We start from the raw sequence: 22,908 nt of genomic DNA, 5'->3' as shown, positions 1-22,908 counted from the left end.
CGTTCTCCTTGATATACGGCTAGAGGTGCTCAGCGAGAAAGGCGTCAACTTCTTTACGGGTTGGGATAGAAGTTTGTGCCCCAAAGCGGGTGACGGAAATGGCCGCCGCAGCATGAGCAAATTTGATGGCTGATTCTAATGGCATATCTTCCAATAAACCAGTGACCAAGGCCCCATTAAACGTATCTCCTGCGGCGGTTGTATCAACAGCGTCCACTTTGAACCCCGAAATTAGCTGGCCTCGGCCATTTTCGCTCAGCCAAACACCTTTTGCTCCGAGAGTAATCAACACCATTTCTACCCCTTTGGCGTGTAACTTGTTGGCCGCTAGCTGCGCACTCTCATCGTCGGTGACTGTGACACCTGTCAGCAGCTCAGCTTCGGTTTCATTCGGGGTAATCATCGCCACGCATGCTAGCAGTTCATCCGACAACATTCTGGCGGGCGCTGGATTTAAAATTACATTGGTTTTTGCTGCTTTTGCCACACTTGCCGCGCGTTCAATGCCACAAATGGGCGTTTCCAGTTGCATCAACAAAAAGCGCGCCGCGCGGATCCTGTCCAAATCTGATTCTATGGCTTGTGCGCTTAACTTCGCGTTTGCTTCTGCAGAGATACAAATGCTGTTTTCACCACTGTCGGCCACTTGAATCATGGCAATGCCCGTTGGACAATTCGGCTGCATTTTCACACCGATAGTGTTGATGCCATCCATTTTGAAACTTTCGCGGATATTGATACCAAAAGCATCATCCCCAACACAGGCAATAAACCCCGTGTCCGCGCCCAAACGAGCCGCGGCGACGGCCTGATTGGCGCCTTTTCCACCCGGAATCACTTGATAATTGCGCCCGTGTAAGGTTTCGCCTGGACGTGGAAAAGAAGGCACTTGAAGGACATGGTCAGCGTTAACACTGCCTAATACCACTAACTTATTCATAGGGAATCCTCAGCTCTGATGAGCTTACTTTTGAATGTAACCGATGGGTTTGCGCTCTTGAGAAAAACGCATAACCATCGACAGGCAAATGCCTAAAAAATCTGGCTCCCAACCTGAGCCATCAAATGCCGGGAGCCAGAGATTTAAACTTACTTAGTCACGACTTTGAGTGGTACAGGAATGTACTCTTCAACTTCACCACCTTTAAGTACTTTGTCGGCCGTTTCGATGCCCAATGCACCAATCAGATCAGGTTGCTGGGCGATAGTCGCCGCCAACTTGCCACGATTGACCGCCGCAATACCGTCTTCTGTGCCATCAAAGCCGACGATCACTACCTGTTTTCCAGATGCTTGTACTGCGCGCAGTGCGCCTAGCGCCATCTCATCGTTTTGCGCGAAAACCGCTTGCACATCAGGATTGGCCGCCAGCAGGTTTTCCATTACATTCAGCCCTTTGGTGCGGTCAAAATCGGCGGGCTGACTGGCAAGCACTTGCATGCCACTCTCTTTAACCGCGTTCATAAAACCTTCGCCACGCTCACGAGCAGCGGAAGTGCCTGCGATGCCTTCAAGTTGAATGACTTTGGCTTTTTCACCCACTTTTTCAATGATGTAGCTACCCGCCATTTCACCGCCGATCACGTTATCAGAGGCGATGTGGCTGACGACTTCACCACGGCTCGCACCGCGATCGAGTGTCAACACAGGGATCTTCGCCTGATTAGCCATGCGAATAGCGTTAGAGACGGCATCCGAATCCGTCGGGTTGATCAAAATAGCTTTCACACCACGAATGGTCAGGTCTTCTACATTAGAAAGCTCTTTGCTTGGGTCGTTTTGCGAATCGAGTACGATCAAATCATAACCCAGTTCTTTCGCTTTACTTTCTGCGCCGTCTTTCATAGTGACAAAGAACGGGTTGTTTAGCGTTGAAAGTACGATTGCCATCGTATCTTGCGCCTGTGCAGCAACAGAAACCGTGGAGCTCAGCAGCGCAGCAGAAATTAAAGTGGCCAGTTTGTTCATGTTATTGTCCTTATTGTTGTGTAGGGGGAGCAGAATGGTCCTTCCGCTCGTTGGTTACTTATTCTTGTTGTCCACCATGACGGCCAGCAGAATCACCGCTGCTTTCGCAATCATCTGGTAGTAAGAGGAAACATCCAATAGATTCAGTGCGTTATTCAAGAAACCGATGATCAGTGCACCAATCAAGGTGCCCATGATTCGCCCTTTGCCGCCCATTAAGCTGGTTCCGCCGAGCACCACGGCCGCAATCGCATCCAATTCGTACCCCATACCAGCGGTGGGCTGTGCGGACGAGAGACGCGATGTAACGATGATGCCAGCCAGCGCCGCCAACAGACCACAGATGGCGTACACGCCAATCTTGACGCGATCAACATTGATACCAGAGAGGCGAGTTGCCGATTCATTGCCTCCTAAGGCGTAGACGTAGCGACCAAAACGGGTGTGATTGAGCAGATACCATGCCGCGGCAAACACCACCACCATCAACCAAACTGGCACCGGAATGCCTAACGCATAGCCAGTACCGAACCAAGCAAACGCATCAGAAGCATCACTAAATCCGGTTGAAATAGGACGACCATCGGTATAAACCATGGTTACACCGCGCAGCAGCGTCATGGTTACCAGCGTGGCGATAAATGCCTGTACTTTACCTTTGGCAATAATAATGCCGCTGATCGCACCTAACGCAGCGCCAGCCACCAAAGCGGTAGGAATGGCAATTAGCACCGGTACTTCCATTGCGACCAAACTGGCCGCAAAAGCGCCACACAAGGCCAACACCGAGCCAACACTCAAATCGATCCCCGCGGTAAGAATGACTAGAGTCATGCCCACCGCAATAATCGCGTTAACGGATGTCTGGCGCAAAATGTTCAAAATGTTGTCGAGGGTGAAAAAATTTGGATTCAAAAATGAGACAACAACGATCAAAAACAGCAATGCAATCAGTGATTTCTGTTCAATCAACCACTCTTTACTCAGCAGTTTTTTGCCGCCTGTATTGCTCGGCTTACTCATGGTTTTACTGTTCATGCGGCTTCCTCAGATAGCGTTTTACCGACTGCACACGCCATCAGTTTTTCCTGATTCGCGTCTTTTGCATCAAATTCTCCGGTGATGCGTCCTTCGTGCATGACTAAGATGCGATCACTCATACCAAGCACCTCAGGCATTTCCGATGACACCAAAATGATGCTCATCCCCTCGGCTTTGAACTTATTGATTAATTGATAAATTTCTTTTTTTGCCCCGACATCCACACCACGTGTCGGCTCATCGAGGATCAGTACTTTAGGCCGCGTCATCAACCCTTTGGCAATCGCCACTTTTTGCTGATTACCACCCGATAAATTGCCAATGATTTGTTCGCGGCTTGGCGTTTTGATATTGAATAGCTGGATAAAGTCATCCACCGCCGTCACTTCATCGCCATGCTGGATTTGCATCCCTTTGCTCAGTTTATCCAGCGCGCAGAGTGTCATATTCTCTTTCACCGACAGCCCTAATACCAAGCCATCACCTTTGCGATCCTCGGAAATGTAGGCGATGCCGTTGGCTAAGCCATCTTGCGGGCTCACCGGATTAATGGTTTTCTGTTCAAGGTTTATCACTCCGCGCTCACTCGGCAGCGCACCGTAAATCACCTTCATCAATTCGGTGCGCCCTGCGCCCATCAAACCGGAAATGCCGAGGATCTCGCCACGTTTTAGGCTAAAGCTGACATCATGCACACCAGAGCCTGTGAGCCCCACCACTTGCAAACAGGTCTCACCATGTTTGACGTCAATGCGTGGGTACTGCTCTTCCAGCTTACGGCCAACCATCATCTCGATCAGCCCCTCTTCATCCGTCTCCGCTACAGCACATTGAGCAATGAATTTTCCGTCGCGCAGCACGGTAATGTCGTCGCAGATCTCGAAGATTTCTTTGAGACGGTGAGAGATATAGACGATGCCACAGCCTTGATCGCGCAGTTCGTTGATCACGCCAAACAAGGCTTGCGTTTCCGTGTCCGTCAAAGCGTCGGTTGGCTCATCCATGATGATGACACGCGACTCAAACGAGAGCGCTTTGGCGATTTCCACCATCTGCTGCTCGCCCAAACTCAGTTCACCGAGTCGCGTTTTCGCGCTGTGCTTCACTTTCAAGCGGGCCAGTAATTTATCCGCCATCTGGTACATTTTGGCCCAGTCAATGCGACCAAATTTGGTGGTTATTTCACGGCCAAGAAAGATGTTTTCCGCAATAGTCAATTGCGGTATCAGATTCAATTCTTGGTGAATAATACTGATACCCGCTTGCTGGGAGTCTCGCGGACCTTTAAATGTGGTTTCACGGCCTTGATAGAGGATGCTGCCAGCGTCTTTGTGGTAAATCCCCGTCAGCACTTTCATTAAGGTGGACTTGCCCGCGCCATTTTCCCCCATCAGCGCCATCACTCGGCCGGGATAGACATTAAGTGATGCTTTATCCAGCGCTTTGACACCCGGAAATGCTTTCTCAATGTTGTTCAGTTGCAGTATCGCCTCACTCATACTTTACCCTCACGTTCTCGCCGCTTAAAAAACCACACCGGCCTGAAAAATAACGTTGGCATAAGGCGTACATTCGCCCGTTCTCACCACCGCTTTGCTTTGCTGAGTACGTTGCTTAAACTCTTGATGAGACACATAGGAAATGGCGATGCTCTTGCCAGTGCATTCTTGCTCTTGCTGCAATTGAACAAGCAGCGCCTGATGAAGCTCTGGGCTAACTTGAGCAAATTCCTCCGCCATCACCACCCCTTCAATCTGCGATTCTGACAAGATAACGCCAACCGTTTCAATAAAACTGGGGACGCCATGAGTCAGCGCCAAATCAATGCGTGTCACTTGATCGGGAATGGGCAAACCCGCATCACAAATGGTGATCTCATCGGTGTGCCCCAAAGTGGCTACCAGATAAGAAAGGTCAGAGTTTATCAGGGTACTTTTTTTCATTGTGTCTCTCTCGGTACGTTGGAAAAATCCGAGTATCCTCGTCGGAAAATCATCATCGAAACGTTTCGATGAGATAGTATATCGCGCGGTATAATTTGCTATTGCTCCCCACTCAATCTGTGATAACGATCTTGCAAAGACCAGCTAGTGGTAAAAAAACAGCGCAATCGATCACAAATAAATTTCGACAAAATTCACGAAACCAGTATTCTATGTCGAGAAAATTGTTAACAAATGCTCTTTCTGGTCACGTTTTGTTTCAGGAAATCTTCGCCCTATGAACCTTGCATTGCTTTCTGCTTTTATCCCAACTTTCTTCTTTGTCTCGATTACGCCCGGCATGTGCATGACGCTGGCGCTGAGCTTGGGCATGAGTATTGGCTACAAACGCACTTTATGGATGATGATCGGTGAACTCGCCGGAGTGGCGTTGGTTTCGGTGTCGGCGGTGATTGGCATTGCGGCTATCATGCTCAACTACCCGATGCTGTTTGTCAGTTTCAAGGTGTTAGGCGCACTCTATTTGATCTACCTTGGCGCGCAGATGTGGCGTTCGAAAGGCAAGTTAGCATTATCAGGCGATGGCAACCCCGTCATGGTCGGTGGTAACTGGAATTTGGTGATGCAAGGCTTTATCACCGCCATTGCGAACCCCAAAGGTTGGGCGTTTATGATTTCGCTGTTGCCGCCTTTTATCGATCAATCGGCGCCACTCACCCCACAACTCATGCTGTTAGTCGGCATTATTCTCATCTCGGAGTTTGTCTGTATGACGCTCTACGCCACCGGCGGTAAGGGGCTAAAACGCATTCTTGGCAAATCACAAAATGTGCGGACGCTCAACCGAATTGCAGGCAGCTTGATGGTCGGCGTCGGCATCTGGTTGTTTTTTAGCTAAGGAGCCGTTAGCGCTTTCTGAACACCCAGATCGGCCCGATGAGGAGAAACTGCAAGTCTTCAAAAAAGGACGGCTTTTTACCTTCAATTTTATGGCCGATGAACTGCAACAGCCACAAGCAGACAAACAGCGCCAAGGCGAGAGTAAAAACGGGCAGTTGCAAAAGTGCTAAGCTCCAAGCCAGCGCGATGCAAGACAAGGTATAACCGAGCATCAGCAAGAAGACACTCAGTGAAAGGCGAAAATAAAATACCCACACCGGTAAGGCTGCGAGCCAGACCCAATTGAGTGTCATGCCAGACAAAGTAATGGGGGGAATGGACCAGATCAGCGCCACCACAGAGAAAAAAATCCCCGGCACTGCAATGGTGTGGATACGCTGATTGATCGGGTGTTGATGGCTTTGCCCGTAAGCGTCAAGCCACTGAGTCAAGGTACGCATCGCTTCCCCCTCCTGATTGCGCTAAAGTGGCCGCTGTGACTTGGGCAGTTTGGCCACCACTAAGTCGTACGAGCGCTGACACAAATCTTCGATCAAGCCATCCTCGACGTCACCAGCAAAATAGACCGTGATCCAGTGGCGTTTATTCGTATGGTAACCCGGTGTGATGGCGCTAAATTGTGCACAGAGCACTTCGCCATCTTCTGGTTTGGCTTTGAGCGTGACGTACTCTTTTCCCTCGCGCGTGGCCAAAATAGCAAACATTTTCTCTTTGACCTTATAAACCAGAGCATCTGGACCAAAAGGAAAATCACTTTGCGCGCAGTTGAAGGTGTCTAGGTATTGCTGTAACTCGTTGATCGTCATCACTCTCTCCACCAAGGAAATCCGTTGCATCATAAGATGCCACTGATTAATGATAAGTTAAGCATTAGAAATAGCGTGTTGTGAAGCCGCACATAAAAAAAGAGCACTCACGGCTCTTTTGGTTTTTCTCGTTACCATTTTTTCATTAGGCGGCCGACCAAACTTGGGTGGTAAGTCCAGCAGTGATCAAACATCGACATCAACTCAGGGTTGCCATATTTGGACAAGCTTACCGCGTGAAAACGGTTTTGTTGCAACTTAAGCTGCTCGACCTTCGCCAGCATCTCATCCGACTGTCTCGGCGCGATAAAATCTGACAACACGACCAGATCCGCGTTGCGATACTTCTCGCCGCTCATCAGCTCAATCGATTTAAGCAACACGGGCTCAAACGCAGTGCCGCCATGAAAGGTATAAGTGAGGAAGTCCGCTGCTTCACGCAAGCCATCTTGGCGTGTCAATTCATAGGTGATCTGCTCGGTGGAGAATAATATCACATAACAATCGCGCTCTTCTGCCAATGCAATCTGCATCAGCGCGTAGGCCATCGCTTTAGCGCTTTGCTCTGGAAAACCACTCATCGAGCCCGATGCGTCAACACAAATAACAAACGGCCCTTTTTCAATCTCAACTTGCTGGTTATCTGGTTTATGCGCTTTTACTTTACGCAGGGTGCGCGATTTGCCTTTGACTCGATAGTTCATTAAACGTTTATCGGCCAAATGCTTGTAAAAAACCACTTCCAGCTCCGGATAGGCGAGAAACATGGTTTCATTCGGCAGCAGTTTGTTGAGATCATCACTCTCGTGAATGCCGACAATGTCATCGGTGGCTTCATCGCTTTTCTCTTCCACCATCTGCAGCTCTTCCGCTGGTGTGCGATAGAGATCTGGATCATCCACCTCATTCGCCATGCGGCCAAGCTGCTCGGCTATCTCTTGCAAGCCTTTGTTCTTTTTAAGAAATTCGGCGTAACGTTTCATCACAGAAACGTCCGTCTTGCTCAGCTTAGCTGCCGCCATGTCCCACAGACGCCCCACACTGCCTTCATCGCCACCGTCGGTCACTTTGTCCATGCTTTTCATGGTTTCCATGCGCTGATACATGTCGGCGAGCATTTTCTCTTTGTTCGCTTCCAGCTCAGTAAGCTGCGCTTGTTTGACCGCGTCGCTTAAACTCTGATACCACTGGTCACAGAAGTAGTGTGGAAACATAGGGTTAAACACCCCTTTGTTTCTTTCCAGCAGCCTACGCGCCTGCATGTAAAACGCGGAATGCCACTCCAGTTTCTTCACTACCTCGTCGATCTGCTCGAAAAACTCGCGCTCACTGAGGTGAATAACACTTTGATAGAGCGACAACTCTTGCTGGAAGCGCTCCGTTTCGCACACTTTGGTAATACGTCGCTTAACGCTACCGCGCCATTTGAGCAGGTGGTTTTTTACCGAGGATTTGACACCTTGGTTTTCCGCCATCACCATGAGTTGCGATCGGGCCATTAAATCATTCACCGCAGACTCAACAATGCCTGAGTCTGCAATCATTAACGCGAGGTTAAGGCTATCGGCTCCCAGCATGGCGGCTCCTTACGAAAAGTACTCGTTGAGATGCTTAATGCGGAACATGGTTTTCTCACTTTCGCTTTTGGTGGTTTCCAGCGTGTGATTGACCTGTTGCAGCGTTGCTTCCATTAAACGAGGCAGTTCCGGATCAATGAAGTTGTGTGGTAAGGCACCATGAAAATCGCTGCGCGCTTTGCGTAAGTGGTGTTCAGCCTCGGTGAGTTTGCTAAAAGCGCTGTCACATTTTTCTACCCATTTTTGGTAGTGTTCTTGGTTAAGCCCCTCTTTCGTCACCAAACTGACCAACACAGCACGGTTGGCAATATCGCGAACGACTAAGTTATTTGAGGCATCTAAATCGAACTTGAGACGACACAAGTTGGTATTTTGATTGACAAAACCATAGAGGTCACCTTGACCTTCTTTGATCAGGCGATCCAACTCATCTTTTTGCACATATACCCAGCGGCTATCGCCTCGTTCAGATTCAGAAACTGACATGTTGCTTTGCAGTAGCACCAGTTTGACCAAATTGCGCGTTGGCCCAACGCTGTAAAGGCGCGCTTCTGAAGTATCAAAATGGTGTACTTCTTTCCCTTTACGCAAAAGACCCGCCGAGGATTCCATCGACAAGACAATGCCGTACTGCTCTTCCAACTCCTGCTGAATGTCCGCCAGCTCTTCGCGACAATGGTCGATTTGGTGCTGTACGTTCTTTTGGTCAAACGCGTGGTTAAGGGCAAATTCTTGGATGACAGAAGTGACCACGTCACGAGAGTCTGGACTGTTCCACAAGCAGTCTTGCAGTAACAGCAGATCCAGCGGATTGATCTCGTCACGACCATTGAAAAAGGCGCTCGCTTTGAGAAGGCGCACCGCCTTTTTCCAGCGACGGTCAGAGACATAGAGATCCATGTCAGCCGCATCATAGCCTTGAGCTTCCACTTTCTCTTCCAGCATCGATTTGAGCTGATAGAGTTTTTCAAACACTTTATCGTTGAGTTTGAGTGACTCGAGCGCCTGCTGCCAATGATGATACTCTTCATCAGTGATCGCCAAACCCTCAGGAATGCGCGCTTCTTCTGGCGTACCGACTGTCAGCATCGATTTGAAATTTTGCTTGTTCTGGATTCGATTGACGAAAACACGCACCAACATCCGATCGTACAAGGCTTCAAGACCACTGTCTTCATCCGGTAATTCGTTAGACGCAGAAATCAGCAGACGCATCGGTACACGCTCGATATCGCTGCCATTTTTAAAGGTCTTTTCATTGACGACGGTAAGAAGCGTGTTGAGAATCGCTGGCCCTGCTTTCCAGATTTCATCCAAAAACACCACTTGTGCTGTCGGCAGATAGCCTTGAGTTAAGCGCACATAGCGACCATTGTCTTTCAGCTCTTGAATGCTCAGCGGACCAAACACTTCTTCTGGCGTGGAAAAACGCGTCATCAGGTATTCAAAATAGCTGCTGTTGTCAAATGCTTGGATAAGGCGCTTTGCAATCAAACTCTTAGCAATACCCGGAGGGCCAAGAAGAAACACGCTTTCACCAGCCAAAGCGGCCAATAAACAGAGTTTGATGGTATATTCACGTTCATAAACGCCATCAGCCAGCGCTAAAGAGAGTTTGTTAATTCTTTCGGAAAGTAACGCTTTGTCTGCGTTTGACGCAAAAGAGGGGCGAATCATTACGTTACTCCTGATTCAGATCGATTCGATTACACGTACTTTTATACATTTGTTATCACTTTGTTACAAGTGTATTTTGTGCGGAGAAGCCCTTATATCAGAAGTCGCTTTCGCTTGACAACGGGTAAACAAAGATTGCATTTATGGGGCGCAAATCACTGATTGCGCAATCGATAAAGCAGCGTTTACATAATTATTGCTTTTTTTTGGCTTGGTTAGTGCGTATCTTGTCTGCAGAATTTTTTTACAAATCTGTTAACTAGGAAAGTCGTTTTGACATGAGAAAAATCATACATAAATGGAAAAACATCGCCCTGGTTGAAGAAAATATTGCCCTACCTAACGGCAAATCTGTCTGTCATACCACCATCCAACATCCCGGCGCAGCGGTCATTTTGCCCGTCACGGCGTCAGGCGAAATTGTGCTGATCAATCAGTATCGCCCTTCGTTAAAAAAATGGCTGTTGGAACTTCCGGCGGGCACCAAAGAGGCCAATGAAGATCCACTCACCTGTGCTCAACGAGAGTTAGAGGAAGAAACAGGTTACAGTGCAGAGTGCTTTTACTCACTGGGTCAAGTCACGCCGCTGGCTGGATTTTGCGATGAAATCCAATATCTGTACGTGGCAAAGAAGTTGCGTCTAACCAACCGCTATCAATGTGATGACGATGAAGTGATTCAAGTCGTCACCATGCCAGTCTCGCAATTAGAAGAGAAAATTATTGACGGCAGCATCAGTGATGGCAAAACCATTGCTTGTTTGAGTAAAGCCAAACTGTGCGGTTATCTCTAAAGAGAAAAAGTCACCAATAAAACAGTAAAGTCAGGAGAAATGATGGCTAGCAATAAAATTGATTTTCGCTCCGATACCGTCACTCAGCCTACCCCGGCGATGCGTGAGGCGATGGCCAACGCGCTGGTGGGCGATGATGTCTACGGCGATGATCCAACCGTCAACGAGTTAGAAGCGTTTGCCGCAAGCGAAACGGGTTTTGAAGCTGCGCTTTTCACCACTTCGGGCACTCAGGCAAACTTACTCGGCTTGATGTCTCACTGTGAACGGGGGGATGAATACTTGTGTGGCCAACAAGCGCACAACTATCGCTACGAAGCGGGCGGCGCAGCAGTGTTAGGCTCGATTCAGCCGCAGCCGATTGAGAACAATCCTGATGGCACATTGCCTTTTGATAAACTCGCCGCTGCGATTAAGCCCGATGACAGCCATTTCGCCCGTACCAAGCTGCTTAGCTTAGAAAACACCATTAACGGTAAAGTGTTACCACTAAGCTATCTTCAACAAGCGCGCGCTTTTACCAACAAACATGGGCTGAAAATGCATCTTGATGGGGCACGGGTTTATAATGCCGCTGTAGCGCTGGATGTTCCAGTGCGTGAAATCGCTCAGTATTTCGATTCCATGACCATCTGCCTGTCTAAAGGGCTCGCCGCGCCTGTCGGTTCTTTGCTTTTGGGAAGCAAAGAGTACATCACTAAAGCGCGTCGTTTGCGCAAAATGGTTGGCGGCGGTATGCGCCAAGCGGGCATTTTAGCCGCCGCAGGTAAATTGGCACTGACCGAGCAAGTGAGCCAACTTAAAACGGACCACGACAACGCAAAAGCGCTGGCACACGGGCTTGCAACACTGCCCGGGTTTGATGTCAATCCGCAATGGGTGCAAACCAATATTGTGTTTGCCAAACTCGATGATAGCGTCGATATCGCAACCCTAGCGCAAAAGCTAAAGCAAGAGCAGATCATCGTCTCCCCGGGAAATCCAATCCGCTTTGTCACCCATAAGGACATCCGTCGCGAAGACATCGATCGGTTGCTCAGCGTATTACGCTCCTATTTATGATTTTCATGGCAGAGCGCGTCACTGACGATGCTCTGCCCCATTTTACTCAAGAGTATTTGTTTAACCGTCATTTGGAGTCTCCACTGCAATGGCAACACAATTCTTAGCTGATTCTCTCCAAGGTCTGCGCGTGATTGAGGCTTTGGATGTCGATGATTTACCCAGCGGCGAGCACAAATTCTGGTTTCGCGTTGCCAGCAACGCTTTATCTCAGTGGCAACATCTGCCTGTGCTGGTCTTCAAAGGGGAAAAGCCGGGCAAAAAACTGCTCATCACCGCTGGCGTTCATGGTGATGAATACAACGGCGTACTCAGCGCGCAAAAAGTGGCACGTGATTTGATCGGGCAGAGCTTAACTGGCGTCGTGACTATCGTCCCCACCATCAACTTAAGTGGTTTGCTCAATCACAGTCGCGATTTTCATTCCGCTGACCCAGACACGTCAGCCGTCAATCTCAACCGTCACTTTCCCGGTAATGCCAAAGGGAATGAAGCCAACCGCTATCTCGATACCTTGTGGCAAAAACTGTTAAAGCCCAACGCACAACTGGCCATCGATCTGCACACACAAACCAGCGGCGCAGCGTATCCTCTTTATGTTTTTGCCGATTTTCGCCTGCAAGCTTCGCTTGATATGGCTCGCTGGTTAAACCCAGATGCCATTCTCGATGACCCGGGAGATGCGGGCGTGTTAGAAACGGTCTGGAATCAACATGGTGTCCCCTGCATCACGGTTGAAGTGGGCATGGGGCGATACACGCAATCTGACCTTGTTAAACGCACAGCCGAAGGAATCAATAACATTCTGACGCACTTGCAGATCAAAGACGGCGCCCCGTCAACGCCGCTTTCTTGCGTGCAAGGCAAAGAGATTATCTCACTGCGCGCCGAGGTAGGCGGCTTTGTCATTCCGCAGGTTGAGCTGCTGCAAGACGTTTCCCCGGGCCAATTGCTGGCAATTCAGTACGACAGCTTTGGTGAAGAAATTGCTCGCTACACCGCGCCTGTCGCCGCGACGGTTCTAAGCCACAATCTTGAACCACTGCGCGCACCGGGCGCTTTAGTGGTGCGTTTGATTCGCTGAGTAACTCGCCTCTCAAAAACCTTGAGAGGCGAAGCGACTAATGAAATAGCTTATTGATTTTGCTAAGGTATGGTCAAAACAATAACTAAGAATAGCCAATGAGCGTGATAGAGTTCTGCCAAGTCAGCAAGTGGTACGGTCAATTCCAAGCGTTAAAATCGATCTCACTTTCCGTGCGCAAAGGGGAAATTCTCGTGATTTGCGGCCCATCCGGTTCGGGGAAATCGACGCTGATCCGCACAGTTAACGGCTTGGAGTCGATCGACGCTGGAGAAATCCGTGTTCTGCCTGATTTGCAGGAAAATCATCAAAGCCGTGGCAAAATCGGCATGGTTTTTCAGCACTTCAATCTCTTTCCTCACCTGACAGTGAGACAGAACTTAACCCTATCGCCAATGAGAACCTTGAAATTAAGTCAACATGAGGCCAATCAAAGAGCGGAACACTTCCTTAAACGAGTAAAAATCGCCGATCAAGCTGACAAATACCCGATCCAACTTTCTGGCGGGCAACAGCAGCGTGTGGCGATTGCGCGCTCTCTGTGCATGCAACCGGAGATTTTATTGTTTGACGAGCCAACATCGGCACTTGACCCAGAAACCATCAACGAAGTGCTGGATGTGATGGTTGATCTGGCCAATGATGGCATCACCATGATGTGTGTCACGCATGAAATGGGCTTTGCACGCAAGGTCGCCCACCGAGTGGCGTTCATGGACGGCGGCGAAATCGTAGAGATCGCACCGCCAGAGCAACTTTTCTCGGCAGCACAGCACTCGCGTACGCAACAATTTCTCCAACAAATTTTAGGTTCGAGGTAGCGATGGTTAGTCATAAAGCCATGCGCTTAATTAAACCTATTCTGCTGGCTATGCTTCAAGCAGTGCTGATGTTTGCCGCACTAGTCTGGTTGCTCGATTCAGGAGCCAAAGCAATGGGCTACCAGTGGCAGTGGCATCGCGTTCCTGACTACATTCTCTTTTTTGAAGATGGCGAATGGTGGGCCGCTGAACTGCTGCAAGGTCTACTGGTCACGTTGCAGCTCACTGCCATCAGCCTTCTTTTCACCTTGTTACTGGGGCTGACCACCGCCCTACTGCGTCAGTCACATTCAATTGTCGGCCGAGCACTTGGCACTGGTTATGTCGCAGTGGTCAGAAACACACCGCTGCTGGTGCAAATTTATCTGCTCTATTTTGTCTTCGGCCCAGTGATTGGGCTGGATCGCTTTTCAACCGCCGTGCTCGCGCTAGCGCTGTTTCAAGGCGCTTATACTGCTGAGGTTTTGCGTGGCGGGCTCAACGGCATTGCACAAGGGCAATACGAAGCAGCAAAATCACTTGGCTTGTCGACCTTCTTTACTTTCTACGATGTGATCTTGCCGCAACTTTTGCAACGAACCCTGCCACCGCTGACCAATGAAATGGTGTCTCTGATCAAAAACTCGTCTATCGTCAGTGTGATGGCCATTTTCGATCTCACCACCCAAGGCAGGAATATCGTCTCTGAAACGGCAATGCCCTTTGAGATCTGGTTTAGTGTCGCTGCCATCTATCTGTTACTCACGTTAAGTCTGTCAGCACTTTCTGCTTGGCTGGAACATCGCCTCGGTGCTCGCTGGCGTTCACATTAAACACATTAAGGGAAGAAGCATGAAACTGTTTAAACACCGAATCGCTCGCTTAAGTATTGCAGCGCTTCTCACTGGCCTACTCACGCTCAGCCTGAGCACACCATCACTGGCTAACGAAAGCGCAACTGCCAATCTCGATAGTATCAATCAACGCGGTACGCTGCGTGTTGGTATGTCTACCTTCGTTCCATGGGCAATGCGTAACAAGCAAGGAGAACTGATTGGTTTTGAAATTGATGTCGCTAAGCGATTAGCGGCTGATTCCGGCTGGAAAGTCGAATTTGTTCCAACCGCTTGGGATGGCATTATTCCCGCTCTCTTAGCAAAGAAATTTGACGTCATCATCGGCGGTATGTCCGTCACCCCAGAGCGTTCAAAAAGCGTGCTGTTTACTGCGCCCTATTCTCACTCGGGCGTGCAAGTTGCAGCCAGTAAAACGCTAGCAGCCGATTTCACCTCGATGGAAAAATTCAATTCGCGCCGGGTGAAAATCGCCGCTAGACGAGGCGCATTTACCGTGCAAGTGGCCCGCGAAACCTTCCCGAAAGCGACCATTCTACAGTTTGATGACGATGCACAAGCGTTCCAAGAAGTGATCAACGGTAACGCTCACGCCGTAATTGCCTCCAGCCCAAAACCAGAACACGAGACCATTAAACATAGCGATAAACTGTTCCTGCCGTTTAGCGAACGCCTTGCGAAAGGCAATGAAGCGTTTGCGGTGCGCCTTGGAGAAGACGACAAAAAAGCCTTTTTCGACACTTGGATCCAAGCGCGCATGGCCGATGGCTGGTTGCAGCAACGTTACGAGTACTGGTTCTCAACGCTAGATTGGCAAGATCAAATTGCCTCGGGCCAATAACCCATGACGGTTAAAGCGCATCGACCTTTTCGCTATAAACTCAGCCTGCTAGATGTCGGGCTGAGCCTCTTAATTATTGGGCTGCTGGCTTGGCTCTATCACCGCTCTTCGGTTGGCATTCATTATCAGTGGCATTGGCAAGAGGCGCTTGAACTCATTTTCACTCCGCGCGCCGATGGCAGTTTGCCGTACTTTTTTCAAGGACTGCTCGCCACGCTACGGCTAAGTTTCTGGTCGATGCTACTGGCTTTGATACTGGGCACCTTGATTGGCATTGCCAGAACAAGCGAACGTTCGATACTGCGCGTTCCGGCCAATGCGTTTGTGCAGTTAATCCGTAATATTCCGCCATTGGTGTTTGTCTTTATTTTCTATTTCTTTATTTCTAACCAACTTATTCCGTTACTTGGTCTGGAAACACTTTTACGCAATTACCCAGCAACGCCACCCGCGGCGATAACTTGGCTGTTTGGCCCGGCTAATTTGTGGGAAAACTTGCTCTCCGGTGTGATGTGTCTTGGTTTGCTCTCTTCGGCTTACATTGCCGAAATCGTGCGCGCAGGACTGCGTAGCATTGCCAAAGGTCAGTGGGAAGCTGCGGATTCTCTCGGCCTCTCCGCTTGGGTCAAGTATCGTTTTGTGATTGGTCCACAAGTATTGGCATCCATCACGCCAGCGTTAGCGGGGCAAACTATCTCGCTGGTGAAAGAAACCTCCATCGTTTCTTTGATTTCCATTCAAGAGCTGACGTTTGTGGGCAGTGAGGTCGCCAACTCTTCTGGTTTCATTTTCGAAATTTGGCTGATTGTCGGTTTTTGCTATCTGCTGCTTTGTTTAACTTTGTCTACCGTGTTCAAGCGTATTGAACTGCGCAGCTTAAAGTATTTACAACGTTAGAGCGTCTTATAGCAAACAGGGTTTAATAAGAACCACCTCTCGTCCATTAATGAGTGCTTACCTCGTGGCGAGAGAAAATGGTGAAGAATTGGACTATCCGCAGGATGCCGCTCGTGTGCTGTACAAAAGTGATTTTGATGGTTTGTATCTTCGCCTTGAAAAAAGCCAATGAACTGCTCCAGCAAATCGACCGTGGTAACCTAAAAAGCTAACTTTGCAAAACGCCATAAAGCGAATGTCTTTATGGCGTTTCAAAAAAAAATAACAGGACAATCATGGCAATCAATATTCTGGTCACTCGTCTTACGCGCGGTGATGATTTGAAAAAAGTGCTGGCTGAAATAGTCACCCAGCACTCTATCCGTGCGGGCAGTATTGCCTCATGTGTGGGCTCACTCTCTACGCTGAACATCCGCCTTGCGGGCGATGAGCAAACGTTGTCACTTGAGGCACCTTTTGAACTGGTTTCATTGATGGGGACACTAACAGCAAAGCACCAACATGTGCATATTGCGGTGTCGGATACACAAGGCCGCGTTTGGGGCGGGCATCTGCTCGAAGGCTGCTTGATAGACACCACCGCTGAGCTCATCATTCATCACTATCCCGACTTAGTCTTTCAGCGAGCATTTGACGAGCAGACTGGATTTAGCGAATTGGTTGCCGATTAGAACTCTCGCTAACCACCCCACTTTGCACTCTAAAACGCAAAAGTGGGGGATGTTCGTTTGCTTGGCTAGCGTAGCTGCTGGTTAAAGAAGCCAAGCGTACGCTGCCAAGCCAACTCTGCCTCTTCTTTCGCGTAGCGTGCGGTCGAATCGTTGTGGAAACCATGATTAACATTGGCGTAGATAAACGCTTGATAGTTGGCATTGATTGCTTTGAGGTCCGCCTCGTAATCTGGCCAAGTATCATTGACTCGTTTATCCAGCTCGGCAAAGTGCAGCATCAGCGGCGCTTTGATGCTCCGGCGCAGAGACTTAGCCGCGGGTGTGCCATAAAATGGAACGCCTGCATTCAATTCTTCACCCAGCACCGCCGCCAACAGATTGACTACGTAACCGCCGAAGCAAAAACCAACGGCACCCAGCTGACCGCTACTATTTGGATGTGACTTGAGATATTGAGCGGCAGCAATAAAATCTTGCTCCACTTTCTCTCTGTCGAGGCTTTTTTGCATCTCTCGCCCCTTATCATCATTGCCGGGGTAGCCACCCAGCGGCGCTAATGCATCCGGAGCAAAAGCAATAAAACCCACTTTGGCCAAACGCCGAGCGACATCTTCAATGTACGGATTCAGTCCCCGATTTTCATGCACCACCAAAACCGTGGGCGTCGGCTGAAGGATCTTTGCTGGCGTGACCATGTAACCTCGTCCTTCCCCATGCCCCAGTGGCGATGAGAAGGAAACATAGGTCGCTTTGATATCGGGATCGTTAAACGACACTTGCTCCGCTCTGGCATAGTCGGGTAAAAGCGCCGCCGTGATAGAGCTGACACTAAAACCAAGGACTGCCAAACCGGCTAATTTGCCTAAAAACTCACGGCGATCAATTCGGCCGTGGGCATAGTCGTCATACCAATCGAACGCTTCTTGCGGAATCGCTTGGTCTACTTCCTGTTGCAGCGTATTTTTGTCCATTTGCTTGTTCTCTTTTCACTAGGTTCATTAACCATAGTTAACTCGGCGAAAATCACCAAGTGGCATATCACTTGCAAAATAACGTACCCGAACAGTAGTAAACTAACGCTTTCTTAAGCTGTTGACTCGCGTTGATAGCGCATCACCAATCGCTCTTCACCTTCTCCAAAGTAATTACTTTCTCTATCCATGAGTTGAAAGCCTTCCGATTGGTAAAGGTGCAGTGCAGGCCCATTTTCTGGTGCCACCGTCAGCTTAATTTTTTGATATTGCCCAGTGTGAGCGAGTGCGTGGCGTACCAGTTTACGCGCAATTCCCTGCCCTTGATGGTCCGATGATACGGCGAGTGAAAGCATCCACGCTTCATCTGTATGTTGATCGGTGGGAGCAATCAAGACATAACCAGCAAGCTGTCTGTCAACCTGTGCAACATACACGCCACCAGGCCAACAATCGAGCGCTTGGCGGATGAAAAAAAGCGGGTAACCGTGTTCAGCAAAAAGTTGCTGTTCGAGCTGTGCGATGGCGAGAATGTCTTCTCTATTTGCATTGCGGATGTGTAGATTCATGTCGGTATTTCATGGATAGAAATGAAGAGACATAGGATAGCGCAATTATCGTCTTGCACCAAAGTGAGCCTGATTTCAGGTAATAATTTGCCCAAAAGTAGCTCGGCACCCTAAGGTGCCGAGTTAGTCTTTACAGTCTGAAACGCGATATCTCTTTGTCGAGATCGCCAGCCAAAGCGTGTAGACGTTTTGCTTGCTCAACCGCATCCAGCGCATCGACAGCCAAACGATCACTCACCTCTCGAACTGATTCGGTATTGCCATTGATGTCGGCCGTTACTAATGACTGTTCTTCTGCGGCCGAAGCGATCTGCGTTGCCATATCACTGATGGTTTGAATCGCTTCACCAATCGCCGTCAAGCTTTCACCGGTGAGGTTAACGTCATCGACACTGGTCGCCGCAAGCTCATGGCTTTGCTTCATCACTGCAACAGCGCTGCTGGTTGCGCGCTGCAAGCCTTGAATTTTTTCTTGGATTTCTTCGGTCGAGGCGTGGGTACGCTGCGACAACACGCGGACCTCATCAGCAACCACCGCAAAACCACGCCCTTGCTCCCCGGCACGTGCCGCCTCGATCGCCGCGTTGAGTGCCAACAAGTTCGTTTGCTCTGCGATAGCGCGAATCGTGGCCAAAATGGTCGAAATTTGCTGTCCGTGCGCTTCCAGTTCACCAATGATATCAACGGCGTTGGTGAGCTCTTGCGCAAGAGAATTGATCGAGCGCTGGCTCTTTCTCATCTGCTCAAAGCCATGCTGGCTCAACTCAACCGATTGGTTAGCATTTTTCGCCGTGTTATCGGCATTACCTGCAATTTCAGCTGTTGCGGAGGCCATTTCCGTCACGGCGGTCGCCACCATGGTGATCTCATCCTGCTGATGACGAATGCTTTCACTGCGCTGACTGGCTGAGCGCGCCGCCTCATTTGCCCCAAGGTTGAGCGCACCAGAAACATCGCGCACGTTCTTCACCATCACATGCAATCGGTCGACAAACTTATTGAATTTCTCTGCCAACTGACCAACTTCGTCTTGACTAGTCACTTGCAAACGAACGGTCAAATCGCCGTCGCCTTCGGCGATATCAGCCAAGGCTTCACTGACGCGACCCAATTCGACCAATTGTTTTGCCACGAACCAAGACGTCGCCAGCGCCATCACCACAAGCACCAGCATACCGATTAACGTCTGATTAAGCAGCATATCAGATAACGGCTCTTCCAACGTTGCCTTATCCATCTCCATCACGAGTAACCAGTCGGTATATTCGATCGGTTGTGCCATGATCACTTTGGCAGCCCCTGCAACATCAACGTACAGCGCACTATTGCTATCAGCGGCGCGAATCAGCTCCGAAATGCTCAGTTCTGGCGCTATTTCGGCCACTGGTTTGAGCAACACCTCTTTATCCGGATGAGCAACTACATTGCCTTTACGATTAACAAGGATAGCGCGGCCATTACCGGGTACCTGAATGGCTAAAACGTCTTTGATCAGTTTGTTGAGCGCCAAATTTGAAGCAGCAACGCCAATCAATTTGCCATTGTTTCGAACGGGTTCGGTTAACGTCACCACTAGAGTTTGCATGGTAACACTGACGTAAGGCGCAGTGGTGATGGCACTATTAGCGGCTTTGGCCTCTTTATACCAACCACGCTCTCTGGGATCGTAGCCCGCCTTGTTCAGCGAAGGATCATGACGAAACATCTCTCCTTGTTCATTCCCGTAATAACTCAGGCCAAATCCCCCCGCGACAAGCGCTTGGCGTAAATGCGGCACAATATCGAGCTGCGGGTTACGCTCAATTTCTTCTTTCAAACCTTTAACGGCGAGCTGTTTGTCATGAAACCAGTCCGCAATCCCCTTGGCATGAGCACTGAGTGTGTTGCGGCTTTCACTTTCAATCGCTTTCCAGCTATGAGTTTTAAAAGTTTGATACCCAACAAAAAGAAGTGTCGCGGCGGTAATCGCAATCGCTAAAACGACGGAGGAAACCATTTTCCTCTTTAAACTGAACTGCATAGATGGCTCTCATTGCTTATTAGAAATTCTATAAAGCGTAGATTATCAATCTAATTTATGAAATTCTGGCTATGCGTCTAACTTTATATTCAAGCGGTTTGTCTTTGCAGTAAGGTTGTGATCTTGCTTCAAAACAAACGGCGCCCAATAGCGCCGTTCAGAGATGGATCGCGACATCATCGCTGTCAGGATAATTTAAAGGTCGCCACTTTGGCACTAAGTTCAGAGGCTTGTTGCTTCAATTGATTGGACTCGTTTGAGCTGTCTTGCGAATTGATCACCAGTTGATCGGCAACATCTTTGATTGAAGTGATGTTCTGAGTGATTTCGCTGGTAACGTGTGTCTGCTCTTCCGCCGCCGTCGCAATTTGCGTCGCCATATCACTAATTAAGTTCACCGCCGCATTGATCTCTTCTAAGGCCAAGGTCGCTTTATCTGCATCGCTTACCGAGTTACCCGCCAGCGTTGCGCTGTTCTCCATCAAGGCCACCGCTCGCTGAGTGATCTGTTGCAACGCATCAATAGTGGATTTGATCTCTTCGGTCGAGGAGTGTGTGCGCTGAGACAAAACACGCACTTCATCCGCCACCACCGCAAAACCTCGGCCTTGCTCGCCGGCCCGCGCGGCTTCAATTGCCGCGTTGAGTGCCAGCAAGTTCGTTTGCTCAGCAATGCCCTGAATAGTGGAAAGCACGGTCGAGATCTCCTGCGCATGACGACTCAGATCGCCAATGACACCACTGGCTTGCTCCAGTTCGCTCGCGAGGCTGTTGATGGAAGATTTCGTGTGTAGCACCAGAGCGTGGCCATCGTTGGTACTGGTGGCCGAATCTTGCGCTGCTCGTGCAGTTTGCTCCGCGTGAGAGGCGATCTCTTGAGTCGCGCTTGCCAGCTCCGTTACCGCCGTCGCCACCATAGTAATTTCCTGTTGCTGGTGGTGAATCTCATTTACCGCGCGATCCGCACGTGCAGTGCTAGTGTCGGCTTGGTCAGTCAACTGGTGCGACTGCTGGCGAATGTGGCCGATCAACTGCTGTAAGCTGCTGACGAAGGTATTAAAGTTATTGGCTAAACGTCCAACTTCATCAGCACTTTCCACTTCAATCCGTTGGGTGAGGTCGCCACTACCATTAGCAATTTGCTCCAGTGCCAGTGACACATTGTTCAGCGGACGGAAAAGAAAAGTACACAACATGTTAAACAGCGCAGTACAAACGATCACCACGATCGCGGTTAGTAATAATTGCCCCCAAAGCGCGTCAAACAAAGGCGCGACAAGGGATTGGTAATTAATCACACTGACTGTGGTCAGTTGAGTACCGTCGATCGACTGAGCGTAGATCACCGACTTCTCGCCATTAACATCAGCGTAAATATCTTTTCCGCTGCGAGCCGCCAGCATGATGTCATTAAAGTTCAAGCCAAGCGCACTGACAGGCTGATTGAGTAGTTTGGTATTGGCATGAGTAAAGAGCTTGCCTTGGTCATTGACGATAGCCATGTAACCCTCTCCGGGCAAAATCACCTTCTCCATGCTGGTGAGAATATCAGTGATTTCAACGTCAGCGCCCAAAACCACCTGTTGACCGTGCAGCGACAACGCTTTGCCCAGCGAAACCACATTGGCACCCGTTGCTGCGGCAACCGTCGGGTTGTCCATAAACACTTTGGCTGGGTTGGCGATGGCATTAATATACCAACCCCATTGGCGCGGATCGTTGTTGCCGGGTGGAAGGATGACGCCATTTGCGTTGTCCTGCCCTCCATCGGGATAAGCGAGAAAGACGTTATCAAAGCCCGCAGAATGTTTGACTTGCTTAAGATGCGTCACAATGGCGTTTTTTTCAACTTCTTGCGACAACGCGGTCAAAGCCCGTTCTTTAGACACCAGCCAGTCTGTAACATATTGGTTGTAAGAGGCCGAGGTACTGGCTAAGCGTTGTTGAACTTCGGCATCCAAACGCTCCAGAGCGTCGCTAAAAGACAGCGCTTCAACCAATAGTCCCCCGATAATGATGGCAGCGCTCGCAGAAACAGCGAGTTTATTCTTCAGTGATAATTTTTTAAGCATTGTAAACCTGCTTTGCGTGTAATGAATGGACACCTTCGAGCGGTTTCTGCTTATCGCCAAACTCGCTGAAGGACGGCAATTATAAATTCGATGCTAAAAATAAATCATGATCTAGCTCTTAAGTCATGACATTTGTGATCTCTGCTTCGTTTGTGCGCACTGAGCACAAAAACGTTTTTGCTTTTGACTGAGTTTATTTTCAATGATGGCCATTTTATTTTTTATATTAAAGTAAGCTTTTAAAAACATCTAATTTAGCAAGGTAAAATTTAGTCAATACTAAAAAACAAAACTGAAAATAAAATCACTATAAAATAATCATTCTAAATCTAGAGAATGAAATAAATTAGAATTAGATTGT

The 22,908-nt window shown here is 49.2% G+C and carries 22 protein-coding genes; 9 read left to right on the top strand and 13 right to left on the bottom strand.

The window, feature by feature from the left end; all coding sequences use genetic code 11:
* Positions 1-19: 19 nt before the first annotated feature.
* The 5 genes from rbsK to rbsD form a co-directional block, all read right to left on the bottom strand.
* The gene (rbsK, locus tag EWA64_RS18640) at positions 20-940 is read right to left on the bottom strand and encodes a ribokinase (RefSeq protein WP_061895721.1); all 921 of its coding nucleotides are present in this window, start codon (positions 938-940) and stop codon (positions 20-22) included.
* Positions 941-1,089: 149 nt separating this feature from the next.
* Entirely contained in the window at positions 1,090-1,968 is an 879-nt protein-coding gene (gene rbsB / locus EWA64_RS18635; RefSeq protein WP_039427680.1) for a ribose ABC transporter substrate-binding protein RbsB, read from the bottom strand.
* Between the two features lie 54 nt (positions 1,969-2,022).
* Entirely contained in the window at positions 2,023-3,006 is a 984-nt protein-coding gene (rbsC, locus tag EWA64_RS18630; protein ID WP_061895722.1) for a ribose ABC transporter permease, read from the bottom strand.
* Positions 3,003-4,508, bottom strand: a complete 1,506-nt coding sequence (rbsA, locus tag EWA64_RS18625) for a ribose ABC transporter ATP-binding protein RbsA (RefSeq protein ID WP_061895723.1) — start codon at positions 4,506-4,508, stop codon at positions 3,003-3,005. The genes rbsC and rbsA overlap by 4 nt, the downstream gene beginning before the upstream one ends.
* Positions 4,509-4,532: 24 nt before the next feature.
* Entirely contained in the window at positions 4,533-4,952 is a 420-nt protein-coding gene (rbsD, locus tag EWA64_RS18620; protein WP_061895724.1) for a D-ribose pyranase, read from the bottom strand.
* 277 nt (positions 4,953-5,229) lie between these two features.
* Here rbsD and EWA64_RS18615 point away from each other — a divergent pair, with 277 nt between their 5' ends.
* Positions 5,230-5,850: a LysE family translocator gene (locus tag EWA64_RS18615; RefSeq protein ID WP_061895725.1), complete on the top strand. Its 621-nt coding sequence runs from the start codon at positions 5,230-5,232 to the stop codon at positions 5,848-5,850.
* A 7-nt stretch (positions 5,851-5,857) separates the two neighbouring features.
* Here the strand turns inward: EWA64_RS18615 and EWA64_RS18610 are convergent, their stop codons facing one another.
* The 4 genes from EWA64_RS18610 to EWA64_RS18595 form a co-directional block, all read right to left on the bottom strand.
* On the bottom strand, positions 5,858-6,292 hold the full coding sequence (locus tag EWA64_RS18610; protein WP_061895726.1) for an Mpo1 family 2-hydroxy fatty acid dioxygenase: 435 nt from the start codon (positions 6,290-6,292) through the stop codon (positions 5,858-5,860).
* Positions 6,293-6,313: 21 nt separating this feature from the next.
* Complete coding sequence (locus tag EWA64_RS18605) at positions 6,314-6,658, bottom strand: MmcQ/YjbR family DNA-binding protein (protein ID WP_045572140.1); 345 nt, start codon at positions 6,656-6,658, stop codon at positions 6,314-6,316.
* A gap of 131 nt (positions 6,659-6,789) precedes the next feature.
* Positions 6,790-8,235, bottom strand: a complete 1,446-nt coding sequence (gene viaA / locus EWA64_RS18600; protein WP_061895727.1) for an ATPase RavA stimulator ViaA — start codon at positions 8,233-8,235, stop codon at positions 6,790-6,792.
* 9 nt (positions 8,236-8,244) lie between these two features.
* Complete coding sequence (locus tag EWA64_RS18595) at positions 8,245-9,912, bottom strand: ATPase RavA domain-containing protein (RefSeq protein WP_061895728.1); 1,668 nt, start codon at positions 9,910-9,912, stop codon at positions 8,245-8,247.
* A 278-nt stretch (positions 9,913-10,190) separates the two neighbouring features.
* Here EWA64_RS18595 and EWA64_RS18590 point away from each other — a divergent pair, with 278 nt between their 5' ends.
* From EWA64_RS18590 to EWA64_RS18555, 8 genes are all read left to right on the top strand, one after another.
* On the top strand, positions 10,191-10,706 hold the full coding sequence (locus EWA64_RS18590; RefSeq protein ID WP_061895729.1) for an NUDIX hydrolase: 516 nt from the start codon (positions 10,191-10,193) through the stop codon (positions 10,704-10,706).
* A gap of 42 nt (positions 10,707-10,748) precedes the next feature.
* The gene (gene ltaE, locus EWA64_RS18585) at positions 10,749-11,768 is read left to right on the top strand and encodes a low-specificity L-threonine aldolase (protein ID WP_280512704.1); all 1,020 of its coding nucleotides are present in this window, start codon (positions 10,749-10,751) and stop codon (positions 11,766-11,768) included.
* A gap of 88 nt (positions 11,769-11,856) precedes the next feature.
* The gene (locus tag EWA64_RS18580) at positions 11,857-12,852 is read left to right on the top strand and encodes a succinylglutamate desuccinylase/aspartoacylase family protein (RefSeq protein WP_061895730.1); all 996 of its coding nucleotides are present in this window, start codon (positions 11,857-11,859) and stop codon (positions 12,850-12,852) included.
* Positions 12,853-12,956: 104 nt separating this feature from the next.
* The gene (locus tag EWA64_RS18575; RefSeq protein ID WP_280512705.1) at positions 12,957-13,673 is read left to right on the top strand and encodes an amino acid ABC transporter ATP-binding protein; all 717 of its coding nucleotides are present in this window, start codon (positions 12,957-12,959) and stop codon (positions 13,671-13,673) included.
* A gap of 20 nt (positions 13,674-13,693) precedes the next feature.
* Positions 13,694-14,485 (top strand): amino acid ABC transporter permease, encoded by a 792-nt coding sequence (locus tag EWA64_RS18570; RefSeq protein ID WP_061895749.1) that lies wholly within the window; start codon positions 13,694-13,696, stop codon positions 14,483-14,485.
* A 19-nt stretch (positions 14,486-14,504) separates the two neighbouring features.
* Positions 14,505-15,347 (top strand): transporter substrate-binding domain-containing protein, encoded by an 843-nt coding sequence (locus EWA64_RS18565; RefSeq protein WP_039444837.1) that lies wholly within the window; start codon positions 14,505-14,507, stop codon positions 15,345-15,347.
* A gap of 3 nt (positions 15,348-15,350) precedes the next feature.
* A complete protein-coding gene (locus tag EWA64_RS18560) occupies positions 15,351-16,244 on the top strand; it encodes an amino acid ABC transporter permease (protein ID WP_061895732.1) in 894 nt (297 codons plus the stop codon).
* A gap of 275 nt (positions 16,245-16,519) precedes the next feature.
* Complete coding sequence (locus EWA64_RS18555; RefSeq protein WP_061895733.1) at positions 16,520-16,915, top strand: PPC domain-containing DNA-binding protein; 396 nt, start codon at positions 16,520-16,522, stop codon at positions 16,913-16,915.
* A gap of 65 nt (positions 16,916-16,980) precedes the next feature.
* Here the strand turns inward: EWA64_RS18555 and EWA64_RS18550 are convergent, their stop codons facing one another.
* The 4 genes from EWA64_RS18550 to EWA64_RS18535 form a co-directional block, all read right to left on the bottom strand.
* On the bottom strand, positions 16,981-17,886 hold the full coding sequence (locus EWA64_RS18550; protein WP_061895734.1) for a dienelactone hydrolase family protein: 906 nt from the start codon (positions 17,884-17,886) through the stop codon (positions 16,981-16,983).
* A gap of 113 nt (positions 17,887-17,999) precedes the next feature.
* Positions 18,000-18,455 (bottom strand): GNAT family N-acetyltransferase, encoded by a 456-nt coding sequence (locus EWA64_RS18545; RefSeq protein WP_061895735.1) that lies wholly within the window; start codon positions 18,453-18,455, stop codon positions 18,000-18,002.
* A gap of 130 nt (positions 18,456-18,585) precedes the next feature.
* The gene (locus EWA64_RS18540; RefSeq protein ID WP_061895736.1) at positions 18,586-20,475 is read right to left on the bottom strand and encodes a methyl-accepting chemotaxis protein; all 1,890 of its coding nucleotides are present in this window, start codon (positions 20,473-20,475) and stop codon (positions 18,586-18,588) included.
* Positions 20,476-20,660: 185 nt separating this feature from the next.
* Entirely contained in the window at positions 20,661-22,547 is a 1,887-nt protein-coding gene (locus EWA64_RS18535; RefSeq protein WP_061895737.1) for a methyl-accepting chemotaxis protein, read from the bottom strand.
* Between the last annotated feature and the right edge of the window lie 361 nt (positions 22,548-22,908).

This window comes from Vibrio cidicii (assembly GCF_009665415.1).
Taxonomy (GTDB): Bacteria; Pseudomonadota; Gammaproteobacteria; order Enterobacterales; family Vibrionaceae; genus Vibrio; species Vibrio cidicii.
Note: the sequence above shows the minus strand (reverse complement) of the source record. Positions and strands in the feature narration are given on the sequence as shown.

Bases quoted from the DNA above. Each gene is read 5' to 3' on its own strand.
- rbsK (WP_061895721.1), bottom strand. From the start codon at position 940: ATGAATAAGTTAGTGGTATTAGGCAGTGTTAACGCTGACCATGTCCTT.
- rbsB (WP_039427680.1), bottom strand. From the start codon at position 1,968: ATGAACAAACTGGCCACTTTAATTTCTGCTGCGCTGCTGAGCTCCACG.
- rbsC (WP_061895722.1), bottom strand. From the start codon at position 3,006: ATGAACAGTAAAACCATGAGTAAGCCGAGCAATACAGGCGGCAAAAAA.
- rbsA (WP_061895723.1), bottom strand. From the start codon at position 4,508: ATGAGTGAGGCGATACTGCAACTGAACAACATTGAGAAAGCATTTCCG.
- rbsD (WP_061895724.1), bottom strand. From the start codon at position 4,952: ATGAAAAAAAGTACCCTGATAAACTCTGACCTTTCTTATCTGGTAGCC.
- EWA64_RS18615 (WP_061895725.1), top strand. From the start codon at position 5,230: ATGAACCTTGCATTGCTTTCTGCTTTTATCCCAACTTTCTTCTTTGTC.
- EWA64_RS18610 (WP_061895726.1), bottom strand. From the start codon at position 6,292: ATGCGTACCTTGACTCAGTGGCTTGACGCTTACGGGCAAAGCCATCAA.
- EWA64_RS18605 (WP_045572140.1), bottom strand. From the start codon at position 6,658: ATGACGATCAACGAGTTACAGCAATACCTAGACACCTTCAACTGCGCG.
- viaA (WP_061895727.1), bottom strand. From the start codon at position 8,235: ATGCTGGGAGCCGATAGCCTTAACCTCGCGTTAATGATTGCAGACTCA.
- EWA64_RS18595 (WP_061895728.1), bottom strand. From the start codon at position 9,912: ATGATTCGCCCCTCTTTTGCGTCAAACGCAGACAAAGCGTTACTTTCC.
- EWA64_RS18590 (WP_061895729.1), top strand. From the start codon at position 10,191: ATGAGAAAAATCATACATAAATGGAAAAACATCGCCCTGGTTGAAGAA.
- ltaE (WP_280512704.1), top strand. From the start codon at position 10,749: ATGGCTAGCAATAAAATTGATTTTCGCTCCGATACCGTCACTCAGCCT.
- EWA64_RS18580 (WP_061895730.1), top strand. From the start codon at position 11,857: ATGGCAACACAATTCTTAGCTGATTCTCTCCAAGGTCTGCGCGTGATT.
- EWA64_RS18570 (WP_061895749.1), top strand. From the start codon at position 13,694: ATGCGCTTAATTAAACCTATTCTGCTGGCTATGCTTCAAGCAGTGCTG.
- EWA64_RS18565 (WP_039444837.1), top strand. From the start codon at position 14,505: ATGAAACTGTTTAAACACCGAATCGCTCGCTTAAGTATTGCAGCGCTT.
- EWA64_RS18560 (WP_061895732.1), top strand. From the start codon at position 15,351: ATGACGGTTAAAGCGCATCGACCTTTTCGCTATAAACTCAGCCTGCTA.
- EWA64_RS18555 (WP_061895733.1), top strand. From the start codon at position 16,520: ATGGCAATCAATATTCTGGTCACTCGTCTTACGCGCGGTGATGATTTG.
- EWA64_RS18550 (WP_061895734.1), bottom strand. From the start codon at position 17,886: ATGGACAAAAATACGCTGCAACAGGAAGTAGACCAAGCGATTCCGCAA.
- EWA64_RS18545 (WP_061895735.1), bottom strand. From the start codon at position 18,455: ATGAATCTACACATCCGCAATGCAAATAGAGAAGACATTCTCGCCATC.
- EWA64_RS18540 (WP_061895736.1), bottom strand. From the start codon at position 20,475: ATGCAGTTCAGTTTAAAGAGGAAAATGGTTTCCTCCGTCGTTTTAGCG.
- EWA64_RS18535 (WP_061895737.1), bottom strand. From the start codon at position 22,547: ATGCTTAAAAAATTATCACTGAAGAATAAACTCGCTGTTTCTGCGAGC.